Source organism: Simiduia sp. (genome assembly GCF_058345725.1).
Genome location: NZ_JBTUOC010000004.1, coordinates 104,935 through 130,315 on the forward strand (window position 1 = coordinate 104,935; position 25,381 = coordinate 130,315).

The 25,381-nt window shown below is 51.2% G+C and carries 17 protein-coding genes and 1 pseudogene; 9 read left to right on the forward strand and 9 right to left on the reverse strand.

The genetic code is table 11. The features are described 5' to 3' along the window. Positions 1-211: 211 nt before the first annotated feature. Complete coding sequence (locus ACW8F6_RS01080) at positions 212-2,632, forward strand: putative Ig domain-containing protein (protein WP_491573981.1); 2,421 nt, start codon at positions 212-214, stop codon at positions 2,630-2,632. Positions 2,633-3,015: 383 nt separating this feature from the next. Further along, positions 3,016-4,209 carry a GGDEF domain-containing protein gene (locus ACW8F6_RS01085; RefSeq protein WP_491573982.1) on the forward strand — a complete coding sequence of 398 codons (1,194 nt, stop codon included), beginning with the start codon at positions 3,016-3,018 and terminating at the stop codon, positions 4,207-4,209. Here the strand turns inward: ACW8F6_RS01085 and ACW8F6_RS01090 are convergent. From ACW8F6_RS01090 to ACW8F6_RS01105, 4 genes are all read right to left on the reverse strand, one after another. After that, complete coding sequence (locus ACW8F6_RS01090) at positions 4,187-5,371, reverse strand: glycine C-acetyltransferase (RefSeq protein ID WP_491573983.1); 1,185 nt, start codon at positions 5,369-5,371, stop codon at positions 4,187-4,189. The two genes, ACW8F6_RS01085 and ACW8F6_RS01090, sit on opposite strands and share 23 nt — an antisense overlap. A 66-nt stretch (positions 5,372-5,437) precedes the next feature. Then, entirely contained in the window at positions 5,438-6,463 is a 1,026-nt protein-coding gene (gene tdh / locus ACW8F6_RS01095) for an L-threonine 3-dehydrogenase (RefSeq protein ID WP_491573984.1), read from the reverse strand. A 225-nt stretch (positions 6,464-6,688) separates the two neighbouring features. Then, a complete protein-coding gene (locus ACW8F6_RS01100; protein ID WP_491573985.1) occupies positions 6,689-7,627 on the reverse strand; it encodes a CvpA family protein in 939 nt (312 codons plus the stop codon). A 229-nt stretch (positions 7,628-7,856) separates the two neighbouring features. Next, positions 7,857-8,492, reverse strand: a complete 636-nt coding sequence (locus ACW8F6_RS01105) for a helix-turn-helix domain-containing protein (RefSeq protein WP_491573986.1) — start codon at positions 8,490-8,492, stop codon at positions 7,857-7,859. Positions 8,493-8,729: 237 nt separating this feature from the next. Between ACW8F6_RS01105 and gcvP the strand changes: the two genes are divergently transcribed. The 4 genes from gcvP to ACW8F6_RS01125 all read left to right on the forward strand — a co-directional run bounded on the left by gcvP (position 8,730) and on the right by ACW8F6_RS01125 (position 13,452). Next, positions 8,730-11,603, forward strand: a complete 2,874-nt coding sequence (gcvP, locus tag ACW8F6_RS01110) for an aminomethyl-transferring glycine dehydrogenase (RefSeq protein WP_491573987.1) — start codon at positions 8,730-8,732, stop codon at positions 11,601-11,603. Between the two features lie 251 nt (positions 11,604-11,854). Beyond that, positions 11,855-12,640: a hypothetical protein gene (locus tag ACW8F6_RS01115; RefSeq protein WP_491573988.1), complete on the forward strand. Its 786-nt coding sequence runs from the start codon at positions 11,855-11,857 to the stop codon at positions 12,638-12,640. A gap of 7 nt (positions 12,641-12,647) precedes the next feature. Beyond that, positions 12,648-13,043: a hypothetical protein gene (locus ACW8F6_RS01120; RefSeq protein WP_491573989.1), complete on the forward strand. Its 396-nt coding sequence runs from the start codon at positions 12,648-12,650 to the stop codon at positions 13,041-13,043. After that, entirely contained in the window at positions 13,018-13,452 is a 435-nt protein-coding gene (locus tag ACW8F6_RS01125) for a hypothetical protein (protein ID WP_491573990.1), read from the forward strand. The genes ACW8F6_RS01120 and ACW8F6_RS01125 overlap by 26 nt, the downstream gene beginning before the upstream one ends. A gap of 198 nt (positions 13,453-13,650) precedes the next feature. Here the strand turns inward: ACW8F6_RS01125 and ACW8F6_RS01130 are convergent, their stop codons facing one another. The 5 genes and pseudogenes from ACW8F6_RS01130 to ACW8F6_RS01150 form a co-directional block, all read right to left on the reverse strand. After that, positions 13,651-16,083: a hypothetical protein gene (locus ACW8F6_RS01130; protein ID WP_491573991.1), complete on the reverse strand. Its 2,433-nt coding sequence runs from the start codon at positions 16,081-16,083 to the stop codon at positions 13,651-13,653. 807 nt (positions 16,084-16,890) lie between these two features. Then, positions 16,891-17,705 (reverse strand): annotated as a pseudogene (locus ACW8F6_RS01135) (IS3 family transposase); the annotation flags it as partial. An 80-nt stretch (positions 17,706-17,785) separates the two neighbouring features. Then, positions 17,786-20,233: a DEAD/DEAH box helicase gene (locus ACW8F6_RS01140; protein ID WP_491573992.1), complete on the reverse strand. Its 2,448-nt coding sequence runs from the start codon at positions 20,231-20,233 to the stop codon at positions 17,786-17,788. Then, the gene (locus ACW8F6_RS01145; RefSeq protein WP_491573993.1) at positions 20,226-21,020 is read right to left on the reverse strand and encodes a Hachiman antiphage defense system protein HamA; all 795 of its coding nucleotides are present in this window, start codon (positions 21,018-21,020) and stop codon (positions 20,226-20,228) included. The genes ACW8F6_RS01140 and ACW8F6_RS01145 overlap by 8 nt, the downstream gene beginning before the upstream one ends. A gap of 500 nt (positions 21,021-21,520) precedes the next feature. Next, on the reverse strand, positions 21,521-21,994 hold the full coding sequence (locus ACW8F6_RS01150; RefSeq protein WP_491573994.1) for a hypothetical protein: 474 nt from the start codon (positions 21,992-21,994) through the stop codon (positions 21,521-21,523). 310 nt (positions 21,995-22,304) lie between these two features. On the opposite strand from ACW8F6_RS01150, the gene ACW8F6_RS01155 reads away from it, so the two are divergent. The 3 genes from ACW8F6_RS01155 (at position 22,305) to ACW8F6_RS01165 (ending at position 25,287) form a co-directional block, all read left to right on the forward strand. Continuing rightward, the gene (locus ACW8F6_RS01155) at positions 22,305-23,513 is read left to right on the forward strand and encodes a hypothetical protein (RefSeq protein WP_491573995.1); all 1,209 of its coding nucleotides are present in this window, start codon (positions 22,305-22,307) and stop codon (positions 23,511-23,513) included. Further along, positions 23,513-24,349 carry a hypothetical protein gene (locus ACW8F6_RS01160; RefSeq protein ID WP_491573996.1) on the forward strand — a complete coding sequence of 279 codons (837 nt, stop codon included), beginning with the start codon at positions 23,513-23,515 and terminating at the stop codon, positions 24,347-24,349. Before ACW8F6_RS01155 ends, ACW8F6_RS01160 begins: the two co-directional genes overlap by 1 nt. 203 nt (positions 24,350-24,552) lie before the next feature. Next, entirely contained in the window at positions 24,553-25,287 is a 735-nt protein-coding gene (locus tag ACW8F6_RS01165; protein WP_491573997.1) for a hypothetical protein, read from the forward strand. Positions 25,288-25,381: the final 94 nt, after the last annotated feature.

The following is a 25,381-nucleotide window of genomic DNA, read 5'->3' on the forward strand; positions in this document are numbered from 1 at the left end:
ACGCCCACAGGCATAGGTTATAACGCCTTAGCAGTTATATCGCACGCGCTCATAACAATCCGCTGTAAACATCTCGCTAGCCAACTCACAAGCCGATTGCCGTCCTGAAAAGCCCTCTGCTGGTCGAGAGGCACCTGTGCCTGAACCAGGCAAATCGGTCATAGTCTGCCGCCGAACGACAACCCGCGTTCCCCCTTTGAGTACACTAAACATGAAGGACATGCCTATATTCAAATTACTGTGGGTATTACTCTGCCTACTCACCCTGGCCAGCTGTGGCGGCGGTAATACCACACCGACTCCGCTCCCCACACCAACGCCAACACCAACGCCAACGCCAACGCCAACGCCAACGCCAACGCCAACCAATTCTGCGCCGATTATTGGTGGCACACCCAGCACTACAGCGCTCGCCCATGCGCCTTATATTTTTCAACCGGTGGCGCAGGACGCGGAACAAGACACGCTGACCTTCAGCGCCGACAATCTACCCAGCTGGATGCGCATAGACACCAACACAGGCAAGCTTTTTGGCACCCCTGTTAATGCCGAAGACACGCGCTATTCGCAGATTGTAGTGCACGTCAGCGACGGTAAACTGCGCACATCCCTGCCACCGTTTGAGTTGCAGGTGTTGGCAACACAGCCCATCGACCTCAACGGAATTGCCACCGATGCACCGCTAGCACAGGCTCGGGTACAACTGGCCATTGGCGGAAGACTTTACGAAGCCGACACCGATAGCACTGGTGCTTTCCGTCTGCAGGCTTTGCTGTTAAAAAGTGAAACAACACTTGAGCAGCCCCTGCAACTGGAGGTCTACGGCCGCGGCAGCCAGACTGGCGCCCACTTGATCAGCTTGTTGCCCAATCCGAAAATTTTGAGTTCGCTGATTCAGGCAGGCCAAACACTCGAGCCTGCCAGCCTACCGGAGTTGCGCGTTACCCATATCACCACCGCCCATTATTTACTGGCTTTGCAAATGAACGGCGGCCAGGCACCACAGAGTACAGCTCACTACGAATTTCTAATTAACAAGACGAATGTTGCCGAGCGGGAAGAGCTGCAGTCGGCCATAAAATTATTAGTCGACCATCCCAGCTACCACCTGGGCGAGATGGATCTTATTGCGCTGCTGCAGGGGCATGCGCAAGGGCCACTCGCGGCGTTCAAACAATGGCTTAGCGAGCGCAGCCTACTGGACGCAGCCGGTACCTATCTACCCCAGGTAGCCAGTGACCTGGCTGCGGCGCTGGCACAAACACACGCAGACGCCCAGCAAAATCTTGCCCTAAACGCGAGCCAGCTAGCCGGGGATTTATGGCTGCAAATTCCTGGTCATCCGGACCTGCCGGCCACCGGCGGTCGCTACCTGCGCCTGGCCGATAACGGCACCGGTTTGATGGACTATCGCGCCCAGCAGCTCGCCGCCTTTGCGAACGCACTATCGGCAATCACCTGGCGACTCGAGGAAGGCGCGGTAATTTTGCAGGGCACTACAAGCAGCCGCTATGAAACGCGCCACCTTCAACGCGATAGCCAAAGCGCTACAGCACTGGCACAGCGCACGGGACTACATTTGGACTTTGCTCAACACCTAGTTGAGCAGCACGCCGACCAACCCTATTTCCCCGTGGATGTTCGCCTGATCGAGGCAACCCTCTCGGTCACCGCGCGCACCCACCAGGGTACCTTTGTAAAACAGGTATCGACCTTGGCCTACCGCCTAAATTCCAAACAGGCTACAGAGTACAACTGGCCGGAGACCGATGTGTCGGATGCCTTCGTCGACGTGCAGTATTTTAAGTTGGTCAATACCAGCGCTGACTACAGTGCGACTATGCAAACCTTTATTCTGGCCAATAGTGCTTGGGTATTGCCCTTCGAAGGCGAACTCCCCGTTAACGCCGACGGCTCCTCCGAGCGCGTCATTTTTCACGAACACCTTCACTTTCACGCAGACGGAACGGCCAGCGCTCGCCATTTGAATCGCACGGTAAACTGGCAGCTTAGTGACCAATCCCTGACACTCACCGATGGTTTCAACAGCTATGTCTATTCGATTGTATCGGCATCGGACTCGTTGCTTGCCGTAAGGGTGAAGGGCTCTCATGCAGGTATATTGGCATTCAGTGGCGTTGCCTGGGCAAGTCGCGACAATGATCACGACGACCTATTTACCCAAACGGCAAGCGGTGAGCTGCCGAGCTATTGGCAATCGGGAATTCCCTTAGCCGATATCCGCTACCTGACCGTCGACCAAAGCGTCAACCTGGACGGGCTCTTCGGCTGGACCTTTGCGTCAAATGGCCAGGTTATACGGGGCATGGCCAACCACGTTGCAACCGATTGCCTCGACACCAGCAAACGCTGCATCAGCGTCGCGGCCTCGATAAACCATATCTGGGCACTGAACAATAGCGTCCTGACGCAGACCCACGCACAGGCCAGTACGCTACTCACGCGCCCCTGGGAGGTGCTGTCTCATACCGCCCCATTCACCCTGGTATACGAATATCAACAGCTGGACGACCAAAACCTCAATCTGCACTACTTTTCGATTGTGCCGCGCCTAAACCCTGTCTATCGCGCTGATTACCCCACCGCGCTTTGGGAAAACACGGCCCATTAACCACGCAATCGGTAAGTCTGAACCAGCTCCATGATACTGATTCGAGCCTGGAAATGCCGGGGCGTCTGCGTGCAGCAGCCCCGGCGCCCGTGCCTGCGCTGGCAGATCGCCGGCGTGCTATCGCCTTGGGTAGCGGCGTGTTCGGGTCGACTCTCAGGGCATTTTGCCCTGGTGTTGCACCCATGCTTCAGGCCATTAGCCATAGGCCTCAGGGTCAACATTGCCGCTTGAGCCGCCAAATCGGTCACTTTTCCGCCATAATTGTTTGAAGGTCACTTTTTAAGCGGCAGCAATAGGATATTTAGACGACAGCCTGTTATATTTAGCGTCACTCCTAACGGGTACTGCCGTACTTACTCAAAGGCGCCAGGGAACGTGTAGCCATGTCACATTACGACCTCTTATTTTTTGTTGTCGCAGGGGTGTTTTTCGTCGAAGCCCTGGCCTTCTATATTGCCTGGCGACTCAATGAAGCCGAGTACGGCACCCGCGATTGGGCCTATTACGCGATCATCATCGCCCTGGGCACCGGCACCGTAAACGTCGGCTTTATTCTTTCAGACCTCACCGATCCCTTTGCTAAAAGTATGGGCACATGGTTGTGGTACCTAGGTACCACGGCCAATGCCACGGCCTTTTATTTCCTCTGGCGGGGGGTGCAGCGCTTTCTCGGGCAGCCACAAATAGCGGGTATAAACGCCTTTACGACGTTACTTTTGTGCAGCCTGAGCGTGTCTGCCCACGCCCTGTTTAACCTGCCCAACAGTTGGCTGGCCACGTTTATCAGCATTGCCATTGCCGCTTTCTGCGGCCTTATTTTCACCACCTTTTACCGCAGCAACCAGATGCACCCCAGTTTGCGCACCATCATGCTGATGACCTTCGGCTATATGTTTGTGCTTTGGGGCCTGCGCGGGATTTCGCTGGTCCTCGAACCCAGTCGCGATCACCACGGCGCGCTCGATTCGGTGGTAATTTTCATGAGCATTATGGTTTCCATCCTCAATGCCTGCGGCCTGATATTACTTACGAACGAGCGACTGCACGTGCGACTGCGCGAACAAGCCACCCGCGATCCGCTCACTGGGTTGTTAAATCGGCGCGCGTTTTTAGACATTGCCCAAAGTCAGCTCGCACACGCCACGCGCCACCAGGTAGCGGTGGGCGTTGCCATGTTCGATCTCGATCACTTCAAACAGGTTAACGACCAATACGGCCACTTGGCAGGCGATCAAGCCTTACGAATTTTTGGCCAGTTGGTGCGCAATTGCCTGCGCGAAGAGGACACCATTTGCCGTTACGGCGGCGAGGAGTTCGTGGCGCTTATGCCAGGCGTGAGTCAGCGGGAGCTGCAAGCCATACTCGAGCGGATTCGGGCAGAAGTGGCGCAACTCAGCGAGTCGGAATTACCGACCACGGTGAGTATCGGCAGTTATTTGTGCCCACCGCACTGTTTGCGCCTGCAAGAAATGCTAGAAACGGCCGACCGCGCGCTCTACCAAGCCAAGCGCGACGGCCGCAACCGCGTGGTGCCCATGCAAGGGCAATCGACGTCTACAAAGCCAATTCGCGCTTAGCTTTACCAAAGGCATCGATGGCCATATCCAACTCGGCCCGGGTAATGGCGGCCGACATTTGCGTGCGTATCCGCGCCTTATCCTTTGGCACCACCGGGTAGGAAAACGCAATCACATACACCCCGTGCTCCAACATTTTGTCGGCCAGAGCTGCCGCCTTTTTCGCGTCGTACAGCATCACCGGTACAATAGCGTGTTCGCCGGGCAGCAATTCAAACCCGTGGGCTTCGAGGCCCGCGCGGAAATAGGCTGTGTTTTCTTTTAGCTGCGCGCGCAGCCCATCGTCCTGCACCAGTTCCATCGCTTTAATGGCGCCGGCAACTACCGGTGGCGCCACAGTATTAGAAAACAGGTAGGGGCGCGAGCGCTGGCGCAACATCTCTACCACCTCCTTGCGCGCGCTGGTGAAACCGCCGGAAGACCCGCCTAAAGCCTTACCCAAAGTACCGGTAATAATATCCACGCGTCCCATCACGCCGCAGTGCTCGTGACTGCCCTTACCTTTAGCGCCCACAAAACCCGTGGCGTGGGAGTCGTCCACGTGCACCAGTGCGTTGTACTTTTCTGCCAGCGCACACACCTGTTGCAGATTGGCGATATAACCATCCATGGAAAACACACCGTCGGTGCTGATCAATTTAAAACGCGCACCGTTTTTGTCGGCCTCATTCAGCTTGGCTTCCAAATCTGCCATATCGCTGTTTTTGTAACGATAGCGGGCGGCCTTGCACAAACGCACACCGTCGATAATAGAGGCGTGGTTTAACTCGTCGGAAATAATCGCGTCTTCTGCAGTTAACAGTGTTTCAAACAAGCCGCCATTGGCATCAAAACAACTGGGGTAGAGAATGGTATCTTCCATGCCCAAAAATTCGGTGATTTTCTGCTCCAAGGTTTTATGTAGCGCTTGGGTGCCGCAGATAAAGCGCACCGAGGCCATGCCGTAGCCCCATTTTTCCAGACCGTCGGCACACGCCTGTTTAATGTCTGGATGTTGGGCCAAGCCCAAATAGTTGTTGGCGCACAAGTTAAGCACCTGCTTGCCCTTAACTGAAATCATCGCGCCCTGCGGGCCTTCGATTTGTCGCTCACTTTTATAGAGCCCGGCATCTTTAATGTCGGCCAGTTGTGACTGCAAATGTTGCTGAAATTTTCCGTACATAGTCTGTCGCTCGCTGCTAGTGTTTCACACCCGAGCCGCGCGCTCAGCGCGCAACTTTCAAGGGTGCTATTCCCAATTCAAGATAACCTTGGCCGCCTCGCCCGATTTCATGGCGTCAAAGCCCTTTTGAAATTCGGTGTAGTGCAAGCGGTGGGTTATCACCGGGGTGATATCCAAACCGGTTTCCACCATGACGCTCATTTTGTACCAGGTCTCGTACATTTCTCGCCCATAGATACCCTTGATGGTGAGCATGTTAAAAATAACCTTGTTCCAGTCGATGGCCATGTCGTCGCCGGGAATACCCAGCATGGAAATTTTGCCGCCGTGGGCCATGTTATCCAACATGGAGTTAAAGGCTGCGGGGCTGCCCGACATCTCGAGCCCCACATCGAAACCTTCGCTCATGCCCAAGTCTTTAACCACGTCTTCCAGTTTTTCCCGGGTGACGTTAACCGTGCGCGTGGCGCCCAGTTGGCTGGCCAGCGCCAGGCGTTTGTCGTTCAGATCGGTAATGACGATATGGCGCGCGCCGGCGTGCCGGCACACAGCCGCTGCCATTGCGCCTATAGGGCCGGCCCCGGTAATCAACACATCTTCGCCCAAGAGCGGCCACTGCAGCGCCGTGTGCACCGCATTGCCAAAGGGGTCGAACAAGGACGCCACATCCAGGTCAATACCCGGCCGGTGCTCCCACACATTGGCGGCGGGCAGGGCCACATATTCGGCGAAAGCGCCGGGGCGATTAACGCCAATACCCGAGGTGTCGTTGCACAGGTGGCGACGACCCGCCATGCAGTTGCGGCAGTGACCACACACCACGTGGCCTTCGCCCGAGACAATATGCCCCGGCTCGAAGTCCACCACATTGCTGCCCACAGATACGATTTCGCCCACAAATTCATGGCCGATGACCATGGGGGTCTTGATGGTCTTCTGGGCCCATTTGTCCCAGTTGTAAATATGCAGATCGGTGCCGCAAATGGCGGTCCGTTTGACTTTGATCAGGACGTCGTTATTGCCCACCTGGGGCTCTGGCACGTCCTCCAGCCACAGGCCTTCTTTTGCTTCTCGTTTCACCAATGCTTTCATGGAAGTACTCCTGACAGACCTTACAGTGATAGGCCATATGCGCGAAATTGACCAATTCGCGCCATGCGCTGAAGTGATTCGGGCACCCAGGGGGTACCCGCTGGGCGGCAGATTAGCGAGATTTCACCGGTAGGGAACAGACCTGCTAGTCAAATGACAATAATTTCACAAACAAGCAGAAAACGCGCAATAAACCGTAGGATAGCCCCGGGTATACAGCACAGATTATTGGCGAGCACCAATAATCACGTCACCAAGCTCTAATACTCGGGCATCTTTGGTGAGTGCCACCAAATCGGCCGTTTGCAGGTGTCGCCGGAAGGGCGTATCCGCCAGCAGCTCGGCCACTCGGGGGTGGTCTTTAACCCGCACCACGCGGTGATAGGCGTCAACCAACTGCGCCGCTGTTTCGCGCTCTAACTGTTGATCAGTGAGGGCCTCCAGCTCGCGCTGCAGCGCCCAAAGGTCTTGTACAGGTGCGGTTTCTATTAGCTGATCAAACGTGGGGTCTTCCGTGAGCCCAAAGATATCGCGACTCATCAGCAATGCCCTGGCTCGTTCCGACTGCATGAGGGCATCGAATTCCGGCTGCACGGAGGTTTGCTGTAACAGGCGAACCCCTTTAACTGGCGACAACACGATGGCGTTGATCAGCTGGCTCACGGGCGATTCGGAGGGCGTATCAAAGGCATCGGTTTCATAACCGTAATCCGACAGCGCACTGTTGCTATCGAGCAATGTGGACGTAGGGTTAATTTGATCAAAGGTGGGTTTCACACCGGCCAGGAATGCCACCAGCCCGGCCATTACCGCACCGGCCAGCAACCCCACCACCAACCCCATGATGCGCGAGCCCCAACCCAGGCCCGCGGGTGCTTCATCGGGCGGGCGCCGATCAAAATAGCGGGTCATCAAGGCGCAGGCAGCCGTGTAGGTCAGCCCAAAAATTGCGCCGCCAAATACCAACTGGTGAAAATACAAGGGCCAGTCTAACCAGGTGCGGGTGATTGATAACACCGGCCCCAGCAGTGCACCGGTGGCCACCAGCGCCAGCACCAACAGTTGCAACCTGAACAAACTGCGGGAGAAGCCCTGCCAGCAACCGCGGGCACCCATGCCGACAATCAATGCCAGCGCCACCCAAAATACCGGAGAATTTGTCATATAGTTCGGGCCACTCCTAACCCCACCTCTAGGCAGCTCCACCCTGAGCTGCATTGTATGCTGTTCATTGCGCGAGCGAAGCTCGTAACCCACCAAACGCAAATAATTTACGGTGGCCCGAATCGGAGCACCTTCTGGTCATATTGGCGCTAGTCGCCTGAACCCAAGCTGAAACGCCCACCTTTAACCGCGAGGCTCGCGCGCCGGAACTAGCGCAGGGATCGCCTGCCTAGCGGCTGGTCACCCACAGCACCACCGCGTCTTCTTTAGATACCGACACTAAACAGTGCCCCATGCGCGCGTCGTAATAGATGCTGTCGCCTTCGCAAAGTTTCACGGGCTCGTAAAATTCTGTATACACCTCAACCTCACCCGACAGCACCAACATGAACTCTTCGCCCTCGTGGCGCACCCAATCTTCGAAGTCATCAAAGCTTCGGGCCCGCACGGTACATTTAAAGGGCACCATCTTCTTGTCGCGCATTTGCGTGCACAAGAGCTCGTGCTCGTAGGTGGTGGTTGGGTGTGGCGTGCCCTCGCCCCGGCGCGTAATGTCGCGCCGGCCGTTGGCTGTTGGGCCATCCTGCGGGGGCACAAACAACTGTGGAATATCGATCCCCAGGCCCGCCGTCAGCTTTTGCACAGCTTGGAATGTGGGGGATATTTGCTCGTTTTCAATCTTTGACAGGGTCGAGCGGGCCAAACCGGTGAGTCGGCTGGCCTCCTCCAGGGTCAAGTTGTTGGCGAGCCGGATTTCCTTCAGCCGCTTGCCCAGCTGCAGCGGTTCCACAAACTTGCCGTCGTCCTTGCGTGCCACCTCTAGTACAGAGGGTTGCTCGCCTGTTCTATTGTCTTGATCGGTCACACTCATCCCCCAGGGCCACCTAGCCAATGAGACCCCAAATTTGGCTGCGATACTACACGCGAAGCCCGCTGGAAGCCACGGGCCACAAGGATACGCACAAAAGTTTCCTATAGGAAATTTAAATTGCTGATCAGGAAACCCCCTGCTACTATGCGCGCCTTAATTTAAGCCCCGTTAAGTAGCCCTTACGGCTGCTAAACTTGGCACCTTCTCCAGCTTTCGCGACAGGTAGATCCCATGACCAGCCGTATCCATCAGCTCGCCCACCACCAGGAATTCATCGGCCGCCACATCGGCCCCAACGCCCAGGATACCCAAGCCATGCTTGAGGCCCTGGGTGTAGCCAGTATCGACGAGCTGATCGATCAGACAGTGCCCGCCAATATCCGCGGCAACACGGCCAGCGCACTGGGCGAGGCCGTCACCGAAGCAGAAGCACTGAGTTACCTCAAGCAGGTGGCCAGCCAGAACAAAGTCTTTAAAAGCTACATAGGCATGGGCTACCACGACACCCACGTACCCCACGTGGTGCTGCGCAACGTGCTGGAAAACCCGGGCTGGTACACCGCCTACACGCCCTACCAGCCAGAAATCGCCCAGGGCCGCCTGGAAGGCCTGCTGAACTTCCAGCAGATGATCATCGATTTAACCGGCATGGAACTGGCCAACGCCTCCATGCTGGATGAAGGCACCGCCGCGGCCGAAGCCATGGCCATGTGCAAGCGCCAAATGCGCAAAAACAAATCCAACACCTTCTTTGTGGCCGACGACACCCATCCGCAGACCATCGCCGTGATTCAAACCCGCGCGCACCACTTTGGCTTTGAGGTGGTAGTCGGTAACCCCGAAACGGATTTAGATAACCTGGAATACTTCGGCGCCCTGCTGCAATACCCGGGCACCACCGGCGAAGTAAAAGACCTGACTGCCATCATCGACAAGGTGCACGCCGCCGATGCCCTGGCCACCGTCGCCTGCGACCTGATGAGCCTGTTGCTGTACAAATCACCCGGCGCCATGGGCGCCGACGTGGTAGTAGGCACTAACCAACGGTTTGGCGTACCCATGGGCTTTGGCGGCCCGCACGCGGGCTTCTTTGCCTTCCGCGACGCCTACAAGCGCTCGGCACCCGGCCGTATTATCGGCGTGTCCGTAGACAGCCACGGCCGCACCGCCCTGCGCATGGCCATGCAAACCCGCGAGCAGCACATCCGCCGCGAAAAGGCCAACTCCAACATTTGTACCTCGCAGGTATTGCTGGCATTGATGTCGGTGTTCTACGCCATCTACCACGGCCCAGAGGGCTTAAAGCGCATCGCCACGCGCATTCACCACCTGACCAATATGCTGGCCACGGGCCTGCAGGACGGCGGCTTCACCCTGGCCCACGGCACCTGGTTCGACACCCTCACTGTGCAAGTAGGCGCTAACCAACAGGCCCTATACGACAAGGCCGTTAGCGCCGAAATTAACCTGCGCAAAGTCGGCACAGACGCACTTGGCATCAGCCTGAACGAAACCACCACCACCGACGATTTGGCAGCGCTGCTGGCCGTGTTTGGCGTGCAGGCCGACATAGATGCGCTGGACGCCGCCGCCCAGAGCCCAATCACCGGCGAACTGGAGCGCAAGCTGCCCTACATGACCCACCCGGTGTTTAACAGCTACCACTCAGAAACCGAGATGCTGCGCTATTTAAAGCGCCTAGAGTCACGCGATCTGGCGCTCAACCAGGCCATGATTCCCCTGGGTTCGTGCACCATGAAGCTCAACGCCACCGCCGAGATGATTCCGGTGACCTGGCCCGAGTTCGGCAAGATGCACCCCTTCGCCCCCATGGATCAGGCCAAGGGCTACAGCCAGTTGTTTGAAGAACTGCAAGACATGCTCAAGGCTTGTACTGGCTACGACGCCATCTCCCTGCAGCCCAACGCCGGCTCCCAGGGCGAGTACGCGGGCCTGGTGGCCATCAAGAAATACCACGAAGCCAACGGCGAGTTCGATCGCAATATCTGCCTGATTCCCCAGTCGGCGCACGGCACCAACCCCGCCACCGCCATGATGGTGAGCATGAAGGTGGTGGTGGTGAACTGCGACAAGCACGGCAACGTGGACCTGGCCGACCTGCAAGCCAAGATTGAAACCCACGGCAAGCAGATCGCCGCGCTAATGGTGACCTATCCCTCCACCCACGGTGTATTTGAGGAAGGCATCACCCAGATTTGCGAGATGGTGCACGCGGTGGGCGCACAGGTGTACATCGACGGCGCCAACATGAACGCCCTGGTGGGCGTGGCCGCGCCCGGCAAGTTTGGCGGCGACGTATCGCACCTGAACCTGCACAAAACCTTCTGCATTCCCCACGGCGGCGGCGGCCCCGGCATGGGCCCCATCGGCGTGGGCAAGCACTTAGAGCCCTTTTTGGCCGGCCACCCGGTACAGCCCGTGCCCGGCACCGACCCCAACAACGGCACCATTTCCGCCGCGCCGTGGGGCTCGGCCTCGATCCTGCCCATCAGCTGGATGTACATCAAAATGATGGGCGCCGAGGGCATGAAAGCGGCCACGGAATACGCCATTTTGAACGCCAACTACATCGCCAAAAAACTCGGTGAGCACTTTCCTATTCTGTACAAGGGCAAGAGCGGCTTTGTGGCGCACGAGTGCTTACTGGATCTGCGCCCCATGAAAGAGGCCAGCGGCGTCACCGAAGAAGACTTCGCCAAGCGCCTGATGGACTACGGCTTCCACGCCCCCACCATGAGCTTCCCCGTGGCCGGTACCCTGATGATCGAGCCCACCGAATCCGAAGCTAAGGTGGAGCTGGATCGCTTCATCGAAGCCATGATCAGCATTCGCAACGAAGTGGCCAAAGTGGAATCCGGCGAATACAGCGCCGATAACAACCCGCTGGTAAAAGCCCCACACACCCAAGACGACGTACTCGCGGAAACCTGGGATCGCCCCTACTCCCGCGAAGTCGCCGTGCGCCCCACCGAGTTCTTGAAAGGCCACAAATACTGGCCCACGGTTAACCGCATCGACAACGTCTATGGCGACCGCAACTTGATTTGTACCTGCCCAAGTATTGAGAACTATCGGGAAGATTGATTGGCTTTGGCTGATTGGTTGGGTTTATGTTAGGGGCGCTTCGGCGCCCTTTTTCATGACCCTTAACGAAAAACCCTTTCACCCAGATATCTACAAACCTACATAAAACGTTCGTACCATTAATAGAAATTTCGCTATGTAGCGCTTCAGCAAATGCTTATCATTCGAATCGATACAACTAACTTCAGCCTACTAGCCAAGCCGGTTGACCAGTTAACCAATTAGTTAGATACACACCAAAAGGAATCGACATGAACCAACAGGAAGTTTTGTCACTGACTGAAAATCAATCTGAAGCCTATATTTTCTCTCTAGAGAGCCTTTTAAAAGAAGCGTCTGAGAAACTGGGGAAATCACTTGAAGATTTTGACGCTGGCACTGCAAAAACGATAGGCGGCCTCTACTCACCCGCTCAGGACCTACTTTTAGTCACTAAAATAATGTCGGAATTAGGGATAAATGGACAAGCCGTAACAAAGCGAATCAACAACAAAACCTACATTATCCTAAAAGGAAATGCTGGCTTACGTCAGGAGCTTAGGGGCACAAGGTACCTTGCATCAAATCCGAAGATTCTTAAATTTGCAATTGGTACACAAGGCGCCAATAGAACCATTGCCAAGGGTGGAATTGTCACTTTATTGATCACTATCCCCTTGTCAATTGTGGATATAATTCTCCAAGATAGCGTTACTGTAGGCAAGGTTATTGGCACCATTTCAACAGATATTGCAAAAGTACTAGTTTCCGCTGGTATAGGGTCTCTAGCAGCCATGGCGGTCGGCGCGGTAACAACCCTAGCGGCAGGCCCATTAATCGCGGCTATATTTGTCGGCATTGCAGTCTCAGTAGCCCTAGAAAGTCTTGACCAAAAATATGGAATTACAGACAAACTTATCAAAGCTATCGATGATGAGTTAAACAGCCTTTATAACAAAACAATTGGCGAATTTGTTAGAGGAATTCGACAAGTTGAAGCCGTGATTGAGTACCAAATTAGAAATGGACTGCCTGTAGGGCGGGGAATATTCTACTAAAATAATAATGAATAAGAAACTGGCGCATTTTATATTACTGATTCTCGACATTGGTGCAATTCTTGGCGCCTACGTTGCCTACCAGCATGCTGAAAGCACCTTGTCGAGCATCAATTTGGAAATCGAAGAAATCACCTTTGAAAGTTCAATTTTCTATTATTTTTTTGCGCTTATTATCCCAGCACTGCATGCGACATCACTCTTACATCAAAGCCACGTAAAAAACACTAAACGCACTACTCTAATCAATACAATCTTAGCTGCAATCGCACTAACAATCATCGCAGGAAAGTATATTGCGACCCACAAAATAGAAACTTCACTTCTAAACGCCAACTACAAATCTTGCGAAAAATTCAATAAAGGAAAATATAAACGTGCCACATATAAAAAACAGTGCTAGCTACATATTTTTTCTATTAATTTCCATCAGCACCACTACGTTTGCCGGCACTGAAGTAAGCTGCCGAATAGATTCCGACAATTTTTTAGAGCCTGGATACAATGAGATCCAAACTGAAAATGTCATGCTCTCTGACGCACCTGGAACGCCTAGTGGAAATGGAAAAATATATTCCTCTACAAACATCGACATTTTTGTTAGCACATCGGGCTACACAAGAACCAACGAAGGGATTACCGTAGGCACCTACGACATACAATTAGTTGACCGAAAGAAAAATCAATCAATTGCCGCCACATCTGCAAGCGACGGCCACAAAATGGCAGTGTTAACACTTAACGGACTAGACGATAATCAATCCCCTGTTAACCGCTTAATTATTACTTGCTTTGGAACTGAAAATCTCTAGTAGAAATGAAACACGTCCGGAGATCAATGAAGCAGGCAGCCTGATACCACGTCCATCTAACTTCAAAGAGCCTCACCCTTTGATCGTTACAAGTCGGGCAGATTCCAACTATTGTTACAAATTCGCGGCGCAGGAAATGACTCAGAGTCCATTGACCTGCCTCGACGGTTTACAATGGCCGTCGAGGCAGTTGCAACCCTATTTGCAGAGTTCCGGGTCCAGGCAAATAACGTGGATGCGATAGGCCTCGCGGCTGACACAGTCGCCAAGCCGTTGGACTACCGTAAGAATATCGCCTGCTACCAGGGCTCGGGTTAAGCCGATTTCATCACCCGATCCGTCGGCGATTTCGATGCCGGCATTGTCGTAGATCTGAATCTGAGCACCCGCCACATAGCTTGTGACTTTGACCGTTGTGTCACCCACCAAGGGCTGGGCGATTGTGGGCGCAGGCAAGGTTTCACAGGGGCGCGTAGGATCTGTTTCTACCTTAACGTCCTCACACAGCGACGACGCGATAGTAAACTGATCGCCGGGCAAAATATTGCGCCCGAGCCCCGTTGCCACATCCACTTCCGGGTTCCAGGTTACCGCGGTGGCGAATTTTGCCAGTACACCTGCACTGTTCTCAGCCACTTCAGTTCTTGCACCTTCCGGCAGGTTTTCCACGTGCAGCAGCGGTTGACCTGCAATCGGGGCGCCACCTTTAATCTGTGGAATTGGCAAGGGGCTCGGTTCAGGCCCAACCGTCACGACGTTCGACAGACCAGAGGAATCCGCACAAAGATGTTGCTGCGCCGTAAATTGATCGCCCTGGGCAAAGGGGGATTTAAAGGGCGTGACGTTGGTCCAGGTTCCACCCAGTGAGAAGGTGCGCTCATCCGCCCCGTTGCTGAATACCGAGAGTTTCACACCTGGTACATGGCGTACCGCAATCACCACGCCGCAGGCGTGCGCAATGGTGGGGTCGATTTCCGGGTTGGGCAGTCCAGTGGGATAATCATCCAGATGACTAATCACCGTAACGGGATCTGACGTGGCGGTGGCGCCGGCATAGGTCTGGCTTGCGCGCACGATGTCGCCCACATTCAGGCTGGGCACCATCACCGAGAAGCCATTGGGCTGTTTGACGGTTTCAGTGGCAACCACGGCCCCGTTCACTTCAACGTCGACGATGGCGTCGTAAATGCCACCTCTCACCTCAACCCATTCAGAACAGGCATAGAGGGGGCCAATGACAGGGGGTGAAATAACACTCCGGTCATCCTTTGGATCAAAGGGCACCACTTCTGGCGGTGGCACCGCACCGTTGTCGCACAGGGTGGCAAGCGCAGTGCGATGGAATTCATAGTCAGGGTCTTTAGTGCCCTTGCGAACGTTTCCGGGGTCCGTTGGGTCGGGAATGCGCGCCATTGTGGGTGCAACCGTCACACCTTGAAAACTATCAAAAAAACCATTCATTGCCGACGCGAGAATGGGCGAGCAGTAATCCGAGATGGGGCCAGCACCCCGGTTAAAGCTGTGCAGGTTCAACGCAAGAATATCTGGGAAGCGGCCCGCATAACCCGTGTTATGGCAACCGAGGCACGATTGTTGACCGGCAGGTAGCGTAACACTATCCAATAGCGTCAGCGGGCCCGGGTTCTGCGGGTAATCACTGCGAATAAACGGCACGTGCCATTTGGGGCTGCGAGACCGGGCGCCCAGGTCTAAGGGCCCCTGTATATGGGCAATAAAAGGATTCTCGCCCGCGTGGCAATCACTGCATACGCCATTGGTCACGTTGGAACCGTTGAGAAAATCTTTCAGATCACGGCTGCTGTTTGCCTTTACGTTACCGGTGTCGTAGTAGCAGGCATTGCCGGTTTCCCGGCCCAGGCAAATGATACCCACGGCGCTTGCGCTGGCATCACTGACCTTGTTCGGGTCGCTACTGTAGCGAGGCAGGGAGATACAAATGCCGTCGGGCGACTCGTCTTCGAATGTCCAAACCTCGGTAAATTCACCAAGGTTCAGGAAATTGCGCAACAACCCCCCTTCAAACTTCCATTCGCTACCGCCCCGCTTCCAGGTTTCTGGGGCGGGCACGCCCAATTTTTCACAGGCATTAATATACTCACGGGTACTTAAACTGCCAGGCTCTACTGAGAGCGATTTGGCGACTGAGGGATTTTTGGCAAAGTCGAGGGGAAGGCTCGTCCCCCAGTCAAAAGCATTGGGATCACGTTCAATGAGGTCTTTAAACCAATGTTCTCTGAGCACGCGATTGATGGCAATCAGTTTGACTGGCTTTTGTCCGTCACTTTTTTGCAATAAAACATCCAGAAGAATGGAGTGAATCACTGTGTCATCGAGCGCCTTTTGGCTCATGAGCTCGTCGCGAAGCGCTTCTACCTCTGCGAGCGTGCGCTTGTTAGCGCGACCTGCAACAGCCTCATAGTTTCGTTCAACCCAGGCAGCAATTTGCTTAGGCTCGGGTGTAACACTTACACCTTTTGTATTAAGCACGCCATGGTGCGCGGCAGTGGCGAAATCCAAGTAGTCAGATTTTTCTTTTGCCGTGGCGCTGAAATTTACAAGCAGTAGAATAATAACGAACAGCGGGCGAGGTAGCTTCCTTAGAATATCCATATTAAATCCCTTGCATTGGTACAATGCGATAACTTTTCCTTCCTGCCCCAGTATAACGCTGTTCTTTTAAAATGAATGGATCAATTCAATACAGAATTAATCTAAAAATACTGAATTTTAAGTGTATTTTTTGTCATCAAACGTTTTACTGTGCCCTAAACGTTAACACCGACTTTTAGGCTATTTTCAGCGGTTTAAGTTGAATATTTACTGGGCCAGATGATTTTGGTGACACGGTGAATTGTTTTCTGATATCAACCCGAAGCGTATTTCGACGCCACATTTTGGTCGCAATCATTTTTCTCATTTAGGGCGGATAAGAATGTTTCGGCCAAGACCAGAAAACAGAAGAATTGTGAAATGGTGATTGGCGTTTTAGCTGATTGAAGCAAAGAGCGCTTCAGCGCTCTTTTTTCTTAGGGCCGGTGTTCTTTTCGAGCTGCGTGGCGGGCGGCAGGACCGGAATGGCGGGGACGCGCGAATACCCTTCGAGGCCGGCCACCAAGCATAGCTTGGCGTCGTTCAGCTACGCGCGGAGCTAATGGCTCGACAAATCGGCTTCGCAAACGCTTGCTTCACCCCTGTAGCTCTACGGGCTCGGCCCTGCCGCCCGCTTTCACCGTCAAGCTCCCACGTCGCAAACAGAACAAACCCGTAGAGTGGGATAGCGCAACGTAACCCACCGCTTCGAACCAACAGCAAGCGTCTCTAGCGCTGGTAGCCTGAACTATCTTGCGAATTCCACAAACTTCCCTCGGATTCCTGACCCAAGGAGGATTTAGATGCCTAAATTCTTATCTGACCCCAATTGTTACAGCGAAGTGCAGCAGGCTTGCCCCGCCATTCGATGATCTGATCCAACGCCCGTATTACACAACTCGATGGCAGCGATAGGTCCACCTCGATACCGAGCCCCTCGCGGTTATAGTCGTCGATAACATTGAACGTCCGCAGCGACTTGCCGCTGGCTAACTGGTCGCTCATAAAGTCCATTGACCAAACCTGATTGGGAGCTTTAGGCACGTCCAACTCGCCCGGATAATCTCGTTTGATCCGTCGACGAGGCTGGATACGGAGATTCAGCTCTAGCTCCCGATACAGGCGATATACCCGCTTGTGATTCCAGGTGTAGCCCTTCACGTTGCGCAGATACAGGAAGCACAGACCAAAACCCCAGCGCTTATGGGCCTGCGTAAGCTTTAGCAGCCAATCGGCAATCACAGCGTTCTCGCCATTGAGTTTCGCTTGGTAGCGATAGCAGGTTTCGCTGATCCCGTAGACCTCGCAAGCCAGTTTAATACTGATACCGTGCTTAGTGACGCCTTTGCGGCCCATCTCTCGACGCTGAGACGGCCTTACAGCTTTCCCTCAAGCGCTTCCTGTCGCAATTCTGCCTTGAGGCGCTCTTCGGCATACATCTTCTTGAGTCGAGCATTCTCGGACTCTAGCTCCTTGAGCCGTTTCATCAAAGATGCATCCATGCCCCCGAACTTGGCACGCCATTGATATATCAGGGCCGCGCTAACGTTGTGTTCGCGAGCTAGCTCAGCAACCGAAACTCCGGCTTCATGCTGCTTGAGAATCGCCAGAATCTGGCTGTCGGAAAATCGAGACTTCTTCATCATACGCTCCTTAAGCGTGTATTATAAAAGTCTCTACTCAAAACCTCGATTAATTTTCGGGCGGATTACACCTTGATAATTTACATATTCATTTCTATTTCAAACTTAGTGAAAATACTTTCTTTGTTGTCAATCAATAATTCTGGTAGACCTGGGTCAAAGAGAACGTCATCATCATTGTCAATTGTATAACTGTTCTTGTATTTTTCGATGAGAAGTTCGGCAACTGTTCTTGAGATGCCATTTTTTATCAACTTTATGGTATCCTTATCATCAGTTCCATATTTTAGCTGTAGATAGAAGTTGTCATCGACCAACCCTAAATCATTAAGTGTCTCTATAAACTTAAAGATTTTGTAGTCAATGAAATCCTCCTCTTCTTTTATTCTAACGATAGCAAGATTTATCTTTTCTGCTTCGGATTTGCTCCCTATTCGGATATACCTCTCTAAGTACTCGTTGTCTCGCTTGGTTTCTCCCCAGCTTCCAGCGAAAACTAAAGCGTCAGGATTTTCTTCAATTAAAGAGTTCCAGTACCCAGTGAATCTACCTATCAGGAGTTTGAGTGGTGTTCTAGACACTCTCCATTCAAGCAGTTTGGTGTAGAAGGATAGGGCTTCCTGATTATTGAGTCGGTATATATCAGACCTTTCATTTTCAACACGAGCAATAAATATTGTTTGAATAATGGTCATTAGTGTTTCTGGATAGGTTATGAATTTATCGCCAAGCAAATCAATTGAATCTTGTATTTCATTTTCATGCTGAATAATGTCAATCTCATATGCTGAGTTTATGAGTAGATACTTACCAGCCTCTGTTTCAATTTTAGGGCCATCGAATTGCTCAACAATTCCGCTTTCCAAATTTTCTAATTCAAATATAGATTTTTCAAAGTCTGCCCTGTTGTCATCGGTAATTTCGGTACCTTCAAGAAGAACATTCTCAACTTTATCCTTTTGTTTCTTTTGAAGACTGGCTGAATCGCTGAGAAAACCACGAAGATTTGCGTTGCTTGGCGTGTAATCTTCTGTTCCTATGACGTGAATTTGAGGCTCCAGGAGAAGTAGATTTTCCAATCCATCGCCATAAAAAATATCACTAAATCTATTGGCTCTTCCTGCTAAATTCTTGAATTGAGATGGCGATAGATTTCTTAACCCCTTCTTTGTTTCAAAAAGAAATAGCCTCTGGATTGGCAGGTTGACGCCCTCAAGTAGAGTTGAGCTTGATATTAGATATTTTATTTTTTTAGATTTTCTGAATAGGTATTCAACATAGTGTCGAACATTTTCTGTCATGGAGCCATGATGATATACAATTCCTTTTTTTAAACACTCAACCAAGTTGTATTTAGTGTCAATGGTATTTGAAAGCTCCATAATGGCCTCATTAATTAACTCACAATCAACTACATCTATTTTAGCTGAAAGATTTTTTAAAAATAATTCAATGTTCTTTGGTTTGTTGAAGTAAATAATGTTTTTATCTAGAGAGTTCTTTATCAGATAATCGAAATGATCAATATAATTTATATCTTTTCGAAAAAATTCATTTATATGCTGATCATATATTTGTGATTTATTCTCAATTCGAAAATCTATTAAGTAGTAAGTCTCCGACTTTACAGATTCGTCAACTGTGAAATCGGATTCAATGTGATTAGAAAATCTAGAATTTAAATTTTGAGGATTGCCAATTGCTGGAGTAAAATATTTTACCGCCGCATATGGATTTCTATGACATACGATACTTATCACTATACTTAGAAGTTGGCTTCGCTCATCTTTATCCAGTAAGTTATGCGCTTCATCTATGTAGAGGTAGTCAAATGACAGGTCGGGTTCCTGACTCAATAATCGTGAAAGCCGTTCCTGAGTTAATACGTATACTGATCCCTTGTCACTATCGTTGTGCATCTCTGGGTGAGTGACAATTCTATCTACCCAGTCTATACCCGCATCTTTAATTCTCTTTTTAGTTTGGCTTAATAGTGCTTTTGAAGGGACGATAATGCAGGAACTTTCTTGTCGATTGCTTCCTTTGAGACTATTGATTATGAGGTCGGATTTTCCGTAGGAGGTTGGCGCCACTACAGCAAAATTATTCTCATTATTGCCTACTATAAATTCTGACAATAATTCTTGCTGGCCCGTTAAATATATATTGCTTTTATTAAATGTTTCTATGTAGCTTTCCGCAGCTAAGCTACTTAAGCCTTCAGAGGTAATGGAACTTTCTGAAGCCCCTATTTTATTGTGGAGTATTTTTGCGATTGGAATTAAACCTCTATTAAGCGAAATATCATAAAGAGGCATGTAATCAAGTGTTGTGTTGCAGTATCTTAGAATAATCTTATATGCAAGATTTTTAAGAATCTTATCCTCTTGGTTTATAAATAAAATAGCCGCGGATAGAAGCTGTATTTTTTCTTGGTCGGATATTTCTTCTTCAAGAATTATCTTTTTGTACAATTCATTAAACCCAGTCTTTCGGATTTTTCTGTAGGTTAGTTCTTTTTTAGGCATCTTCAATTGCCTCCTCAATACCATCTGCTATTAGCTTATAAGACTCTTGCTGTATTGATATGATTACAATTGACTTAAAAGTATTGGCATCGTGTATTCTGGTGCGCTCTTTAAAGATAGCTTCTTTCGATACCCCTTTGCTGGGGTCATAGAATAAAACTGATGAAAGTATGACGTTATTCTCTTCAGGTGATGGACTTCCATTCTGTGATCTGACGGCATGCCCATTTAGTATTTGCATGAGACTAAATTTATAGTCTTTTGTATCTGCGACTGCATTTCTAGCGCTTACAATCGCATTTAGCCAGTATGTGCTATTATTTTCGGACAATCTTTCAATGAGGTCTTTTTCTGCCTTTTTTGAAAAGTTAATGGCTTTCTTTGTAGCAGGAGATTTATTCTTGTTTTCTCCTGATTTAACTTCAGTGATCCAAAGTTTTCCGTCATCCTTTCCTGCAACAAGAACTTCAAAACCTTTCCTTTGGCTTTTCTCTTCCTGATTGAAAAAAGGGCTTACAACTTCATACTCTTCGATGAATTCATGTATGAGGACATGCGTAAGAAGTTCTCCTATAATCCCCTTTTTCTGATTTTCAGATTTGTCTTTGTATCGCTCAATAAACTGCTTTAGAGTTGCCTTTTCTTTGTGGATTTCCAGGTCGTAATCTAACAGCCCAATGCCGTGGCATATGGCAGAAATGTTCCGTTTTATAGTATCAAAGGTACCATCATTGAGGTCGGGGATATTCCATAGGATAACTCCTTGGCCATGATCAATATCCAGCATTAATTTACTTTCCTTTCGCTTAAATATTAGCGGGTTCGTTTTGGTGGCCATGGTTTTACACTGAGAATAAGCGTTTTTAATAATTGGGATCAGATAAGAATAATGGCGCTTCAAACTCCCTACCCTTAAACGTCGTTTCGTTCATATACGTTGTACGCCTACCTTCCTATTCGCATTCCGCAACAGCCCCGCACGCTCCCCCACCGATCAATTATAAAGAACCGCTCCCCAAAACCACCCAACATCTACCACTGAATTGCGGTGCTTTAGGTGACGGCCGCTAACTGCCTGTGCAACAGCAGCGACGAGCACGAAGGTTTTGTTGAGTGTCGAGATAAAGAGATAAAGCGGTCGGAGTGAATTAGATCAACCTTATCCCTTATGTAATTCTCAACTATCTCCTCCATGCCAACCCACTACTCCCTCACCCCTCGATAAACCCCATAAACCTGGAATCAAGGGGTCAGACTCCATGATCACAACATCCAATCGTCGCAGCACTAAAACCCAACTCCCTGCCGCCACGTTGCTGCTGCACCTTGACCCCTCCCCCTCCTCGCCAAAAAATGAAGCACCGTCCCCACCCCCGCAAAACCACCCAACATCTGCCACTGTATCGCTATGGTTTGGGTGGCGGCACAGAGGCTGAGTGCCAGCGCGATGGGTGCGGCGAGCATCAGGGTTTTGTTGAGTGTAGTGAGCTTTGCGCGGCGGCGTAGTACGGGGAGCGCGGTGATGGAGACGACGTAGGCGAGAAACCGTGCGAGGGTGCTGACGGCGGCGAGGGCTAGGAAGTTTTCCCAGAGGGAGAACAGGATGGCGCCGGCGCCGAAGAATACGATGGAGTTGGCGGGGGTGCCCAGGGGGGCAATAGGGTTGGAGCGGCAGCGGGTACCGGTAACAGCGGCTGTGCGACGTTTGGCCGCAAGCTGCGCGACATACCAACAGCGGCCAAACATGTGAAACGGGGCCATCACTCAATCCTTAAGCGCTGCGGGGCCCGCTGGTGACTTGGGCCTTCTGTTTCAATTGTCGTCCAATAATCAGCGCAAAGGCCGCCGCCGTCAACTCTCTTCTGGAGGTCTCAGCACCCAAACTGATACGCCCGTTCTGGCTAATTGTTCAATTTGCAGCCAATCAATCCAGGCCAACTAAGACCAATGTCTCATATTTCTCCCCCCGTAACGCCGAACCCTGCCGCCCCCTGAAAATCCCTTTATACTCGCGCGAGATTGTCCCGCAGCACCCGCGGGGCTGGAGTTGTCAGACTAAAAGGATTTTCCTATGCTGCTAGACGCAAACCCCGTCGACCGCTGCCATTTAATTGCCGGAGAAAGATCAGGCAAGCCTGTCTACATTACCCCCCAAGCAAAACCCATCTACGACGAACTCTACAAGCTGGCCAAGCGCAATAACTACTGGGCCCAGACCACCGTAAAAGGCATTCAAGAACTGGCCGCCGGCCGCCTGCACATGAACAACATCTTCGTCCACCCCGGCTGCGCCCGCCGCGACGGCAAGGAAGAGTTTGTGGTGGTACTGCCAGGCTGTAAGGTGACCGCTGAGAAGCTGGATGGCGATGGGTACAAATTGTTGCATTTTGCCCCTGATGCGCATTATTTTGAACTGCTGCCAGAGGATGCGAGACCAGGCCTTTATCGAGCAGAGCATAAGAATAGAGGCTGGCTTAGCCGTCCAGTAAAGGATGGATCTGTCAATAAAAGAGACGATTACGTGGTTGTGGTCAGCGACAGCGGGCACGGACAATCAGAGGATGCCATTGAGGTCGCGGCGGCAAGTGCGGGGGCCACGCCGTTCTTTAGCGGTAAACAGGTAGAGCGTATTGGATTCGATTATCATTACACTCCTGGAGACAAGCGAATCGGCGGGCTTCGTAATTTGAGGAAAGCACTCCGTCCATTGGATATAGAAGACCTGAATGGATCTGCGTTATTGCTGGCCAAGTCTATGGCCTCTGCAAGTAAGCAAAAGGGTATAGTTTGGGTATCTGAACGTGGTGGCTCCGCCATACTTTCCCAGGCCCTCAAAATCCTATCCACTCAAGGTGTCAAACTAAAAGATCATTACCTTTTTATGCTTGAACCCACAACAACCACGAAAGATGCAATTGAGTCAGCAATCAATTTGGAAATGACTCTTGAAAGAAATGTAGCCAAGGTTGGGTTTTTGAATGTCGTTGGAAATAGCGGTCAACTTGGGGCAATTACGGCCCGACTTAAGGATAAAAGCTATACACGTAAAATGGCTAGCGTTGATTTTGTTAAACAGGGCCTTACAATCCAAGGTGGCATAGCCGCCGTGGGCACGCTTCTTGCGACCGGGGGAGCAACCGTGAGTGCACCGGCGGTCCCCGCTATTATTAGCTTTATTGCGGCGGTGGCTAGCGGAACCGTCGCTGGCGTTGCGGCTGCCTCAACTGTGACAGAGCAAATTGCACCCAAACTACATCACCGAATAAAGGCGGAACTGTAATGCTTGCTATTCTAAGCGCTGTCCGAACAAAGCTGAGAACGCCGACATATCCGGTCAATGCTGTCTTTCCCCTTTCATTGTTGAAGTCATCAGTCACCATAAAAGCAGCCGGCAATAGCGTTTTATTCACGGCCCCTATCCACTATCCAAAAGTCCCAGCGGCGAGCAGAGAAATTCTAGCTAAGGGAGACGTTTTGGAATATGGGTACTCAGATAATATCCCAAAGGAGGTCGTCGAGCCCATTATTGAGTCCTGGAATGCGTTTGCCAGAACATGGTCATTCAATGCGCCCTGGTGGGGAGGCAGTGTCGCTCAAATCTCAATGGCGGTAGAAGTAGTAAAACCCAAGAGGCTTAAAGAGTCAGCCGACCTCCTGTCCTACCCTGCACTCAAGTACGCAGTAGCTGAATACATCGAAGCTAACTACCACCATATTTATGTTAATAACGAGCGGCTGAAGTTATATAGCGGCCCTGAGCAATGGGCCGTTGACCATAGTAAAAATTCGCCGTATATCTCCGTTTCCATGCTGCGTCAGGGCGGTCACACAAGGGAGATACTGAATTTTTTCCCTTTAGACCGAGAAAGGCTTTTGTGTTTTGGATTCAACCTCTATCGAGGAGGAAAGGCAGTAGGCGAAGAGGAAGTTGAAAAACAGATTCCAGCCGCGCCAATGGTAAAACTGATTAAAGACATCATGTCTTCAGTAGAAATACACCGCAAAGACGCTAAAGAGACAGAGGCTGGTTTCTCAGACCAAAAATTCATTGAGGAAGCGAAAGCCAACCCGCTTTCTACGGTGAATTCGGAGTCTTTCTCTTTGCTAGCCGGCTAGCCATAGACCTTAATGAAAATGGGTCTCTGAAGAAGTTGGTTCAATTATCAGCGGCTTTTTTAATAGCAGTAAAGCTATTTACCATCTTCACTATTTGCTAACCTATGCTTTCCATTTTTAAGTACCCAAGAATAAAACTGAGGGACAGGCGATATCCTGTCAAACCTCATTGCACTTCGGAAAGTATTAGAACACGCTCTGCGTTGCATATCGACAACAACCGAGTGACGTTAAAGTCACCCATTCATTGGCCAGTGAGTGGTGGGACAACGCAGATTTCACCCAGAATTGACGCTGTAAAAGAGGGCTACTCAAGCTCTCTACCCCGATATGGAGATCCAAGGGTTGAGTATTGGCACTATTTGCGCCGCTCATGGGCATTTTGCGGTCCTTGGTTCACAGGAGAGGAAGGCAATATTACGTTTACTGTAAAGGTGGTTCGTCCGCTTAATCTACCACCAGATGCCACACTCTTACATCCGGAAGGACTGAAGTTCGGCACTATAGAGCTATTGGAAGCAGAACACGCAAAAAACAATTCAGACGAAGAGCCGTGGTCTTGGGTTGGACCACTCAACTGGGAAACTTCAGTAGATGACTACGGTCTCAGATCCACATTTGTAACAAGATTGGCAGGCAATCGTGGCACCGAAACCCATTATCTTATAAGAGGATTACAAAAGGATAAGTTCCTTGTTTTCTGCTTCGATCTTAGTCGCTATGTTCATGGCTCTCAAGAGGAGCAAGAAAGCAAGATCAGCTATAGCAACTATTATGCACTGATCAATGAAATCGTCGACTCTATTGAAATTTCGCCGTCCGACGAACTACAGAAAGCCATAGAAGAGAGCACTCGTTTGTTTACTGAGGCAACCCAGACTCTCGATATCTCAAGTCCCAGACGCGCTCAAATTAATCCTCATAGATCAAAACCCTGAGTAGCGAAACTGGTGCATAAATCACCTAAACGGACATAGATACACTAGCAATGTTGACCTTACCATTCGCTGCTCGGGAATAATTAGGGTAATA

Coding starts and splice junctions, on each gene's coding strand:
- gcvP (WP_491573987.1), top strand. CDS start 8,730: ATGACCAGCCGTATCCATCAGCTCGCCCACCACCAGGAATTCATCGGC.
- ACW8F6_RS01160 (WP_491573996.1), top strand. CDS start 23,513: ATGCTTGCTATTCTAAGCGCTGTCCGAACAAAGCTGAGAACGCCGACA.
- ACW8F6_RS01085 (WP_491573982.1), top strand. CDS start 3,016: ATGTCACATTACGACCTCTTATTTTTTGTTGTCGCAGGGGTGTTTTTC.
- ACW8F6_RS01080 (WP_491573981.1), top strand. CDS start 212: ATGAAGGACATGCCTATATTCAAATTACTGTGGGTATTACTCTGCCTA.
- ACW8F6_RS01150 (WP_491573994.1), bottom strand. CDS start 21,994: ATGGCCCCGTTTCACATGTTTGGCCGCTGTTGGTATGTCGCGCAGCTT.
- ACW8F6_RS01145 (WP_491573993.1), bottom strand. CDS start 21,020: ATGCTGGATATTGATCATGGCCAAGGAGTTATCCTATGGAATATCCCC.
- ACW8F6_RS01090 (WP_491573983.1), bottom strand. CDS start 5,371: ATGTACGGAAAATTTCAGCAACATTTGCAGTCACAACTGGCCGACATT.
- ACW8F6_RS01155 (WP_491573995.1), top strand. CDS start 22,305: ATGCTGCTAGACGCAAACCCCGTCGACCGCTGCCATTTAATTGCCGGA.
- ACW8F6_RS01120 (WP_491573989.1), top strand. CDS start 12,648: ATGAATAAGAAACTGGCGCATTTTATATTACTGATTCTCGACATTGGT.
- ACW8F6_RS01130 (WP_491573991.1), bottom strand. CDS start 16,083: ATGGATATTCTAAGGAAGCTACCTCGCCCGCTGTTCGTTATTATTCTA.
- ACW8F6_RS01100 (WP_491573985.1), bottom strand. CDS start 7,627: ATGACAAATTCTCCGGTATTTTGGGTGGCGCTGGCATTGATTGTCGGC.
- tdh (WP_491573984.1), bottom strand. CDS start 6,463: ATGAAAGCATTGGTGAAACGAGAAGCAAAAGAAGGCCTGTGGCTGGAG.
- ACW8F6_RS01140 (WP_491573992.1), bottom strand. CDS start 20,233: ATGCCTAAAAAAGAACTAACCTACAGAAAAATCCGAAAGACTGGGTTT.
- ACW8F6_RS01115 (WP_491573988.1), top strand. CDS start 11,855: ATGAACCAACAGGAAGTTTTGTCACTGACTGAAAATCAATCTGAAGCC.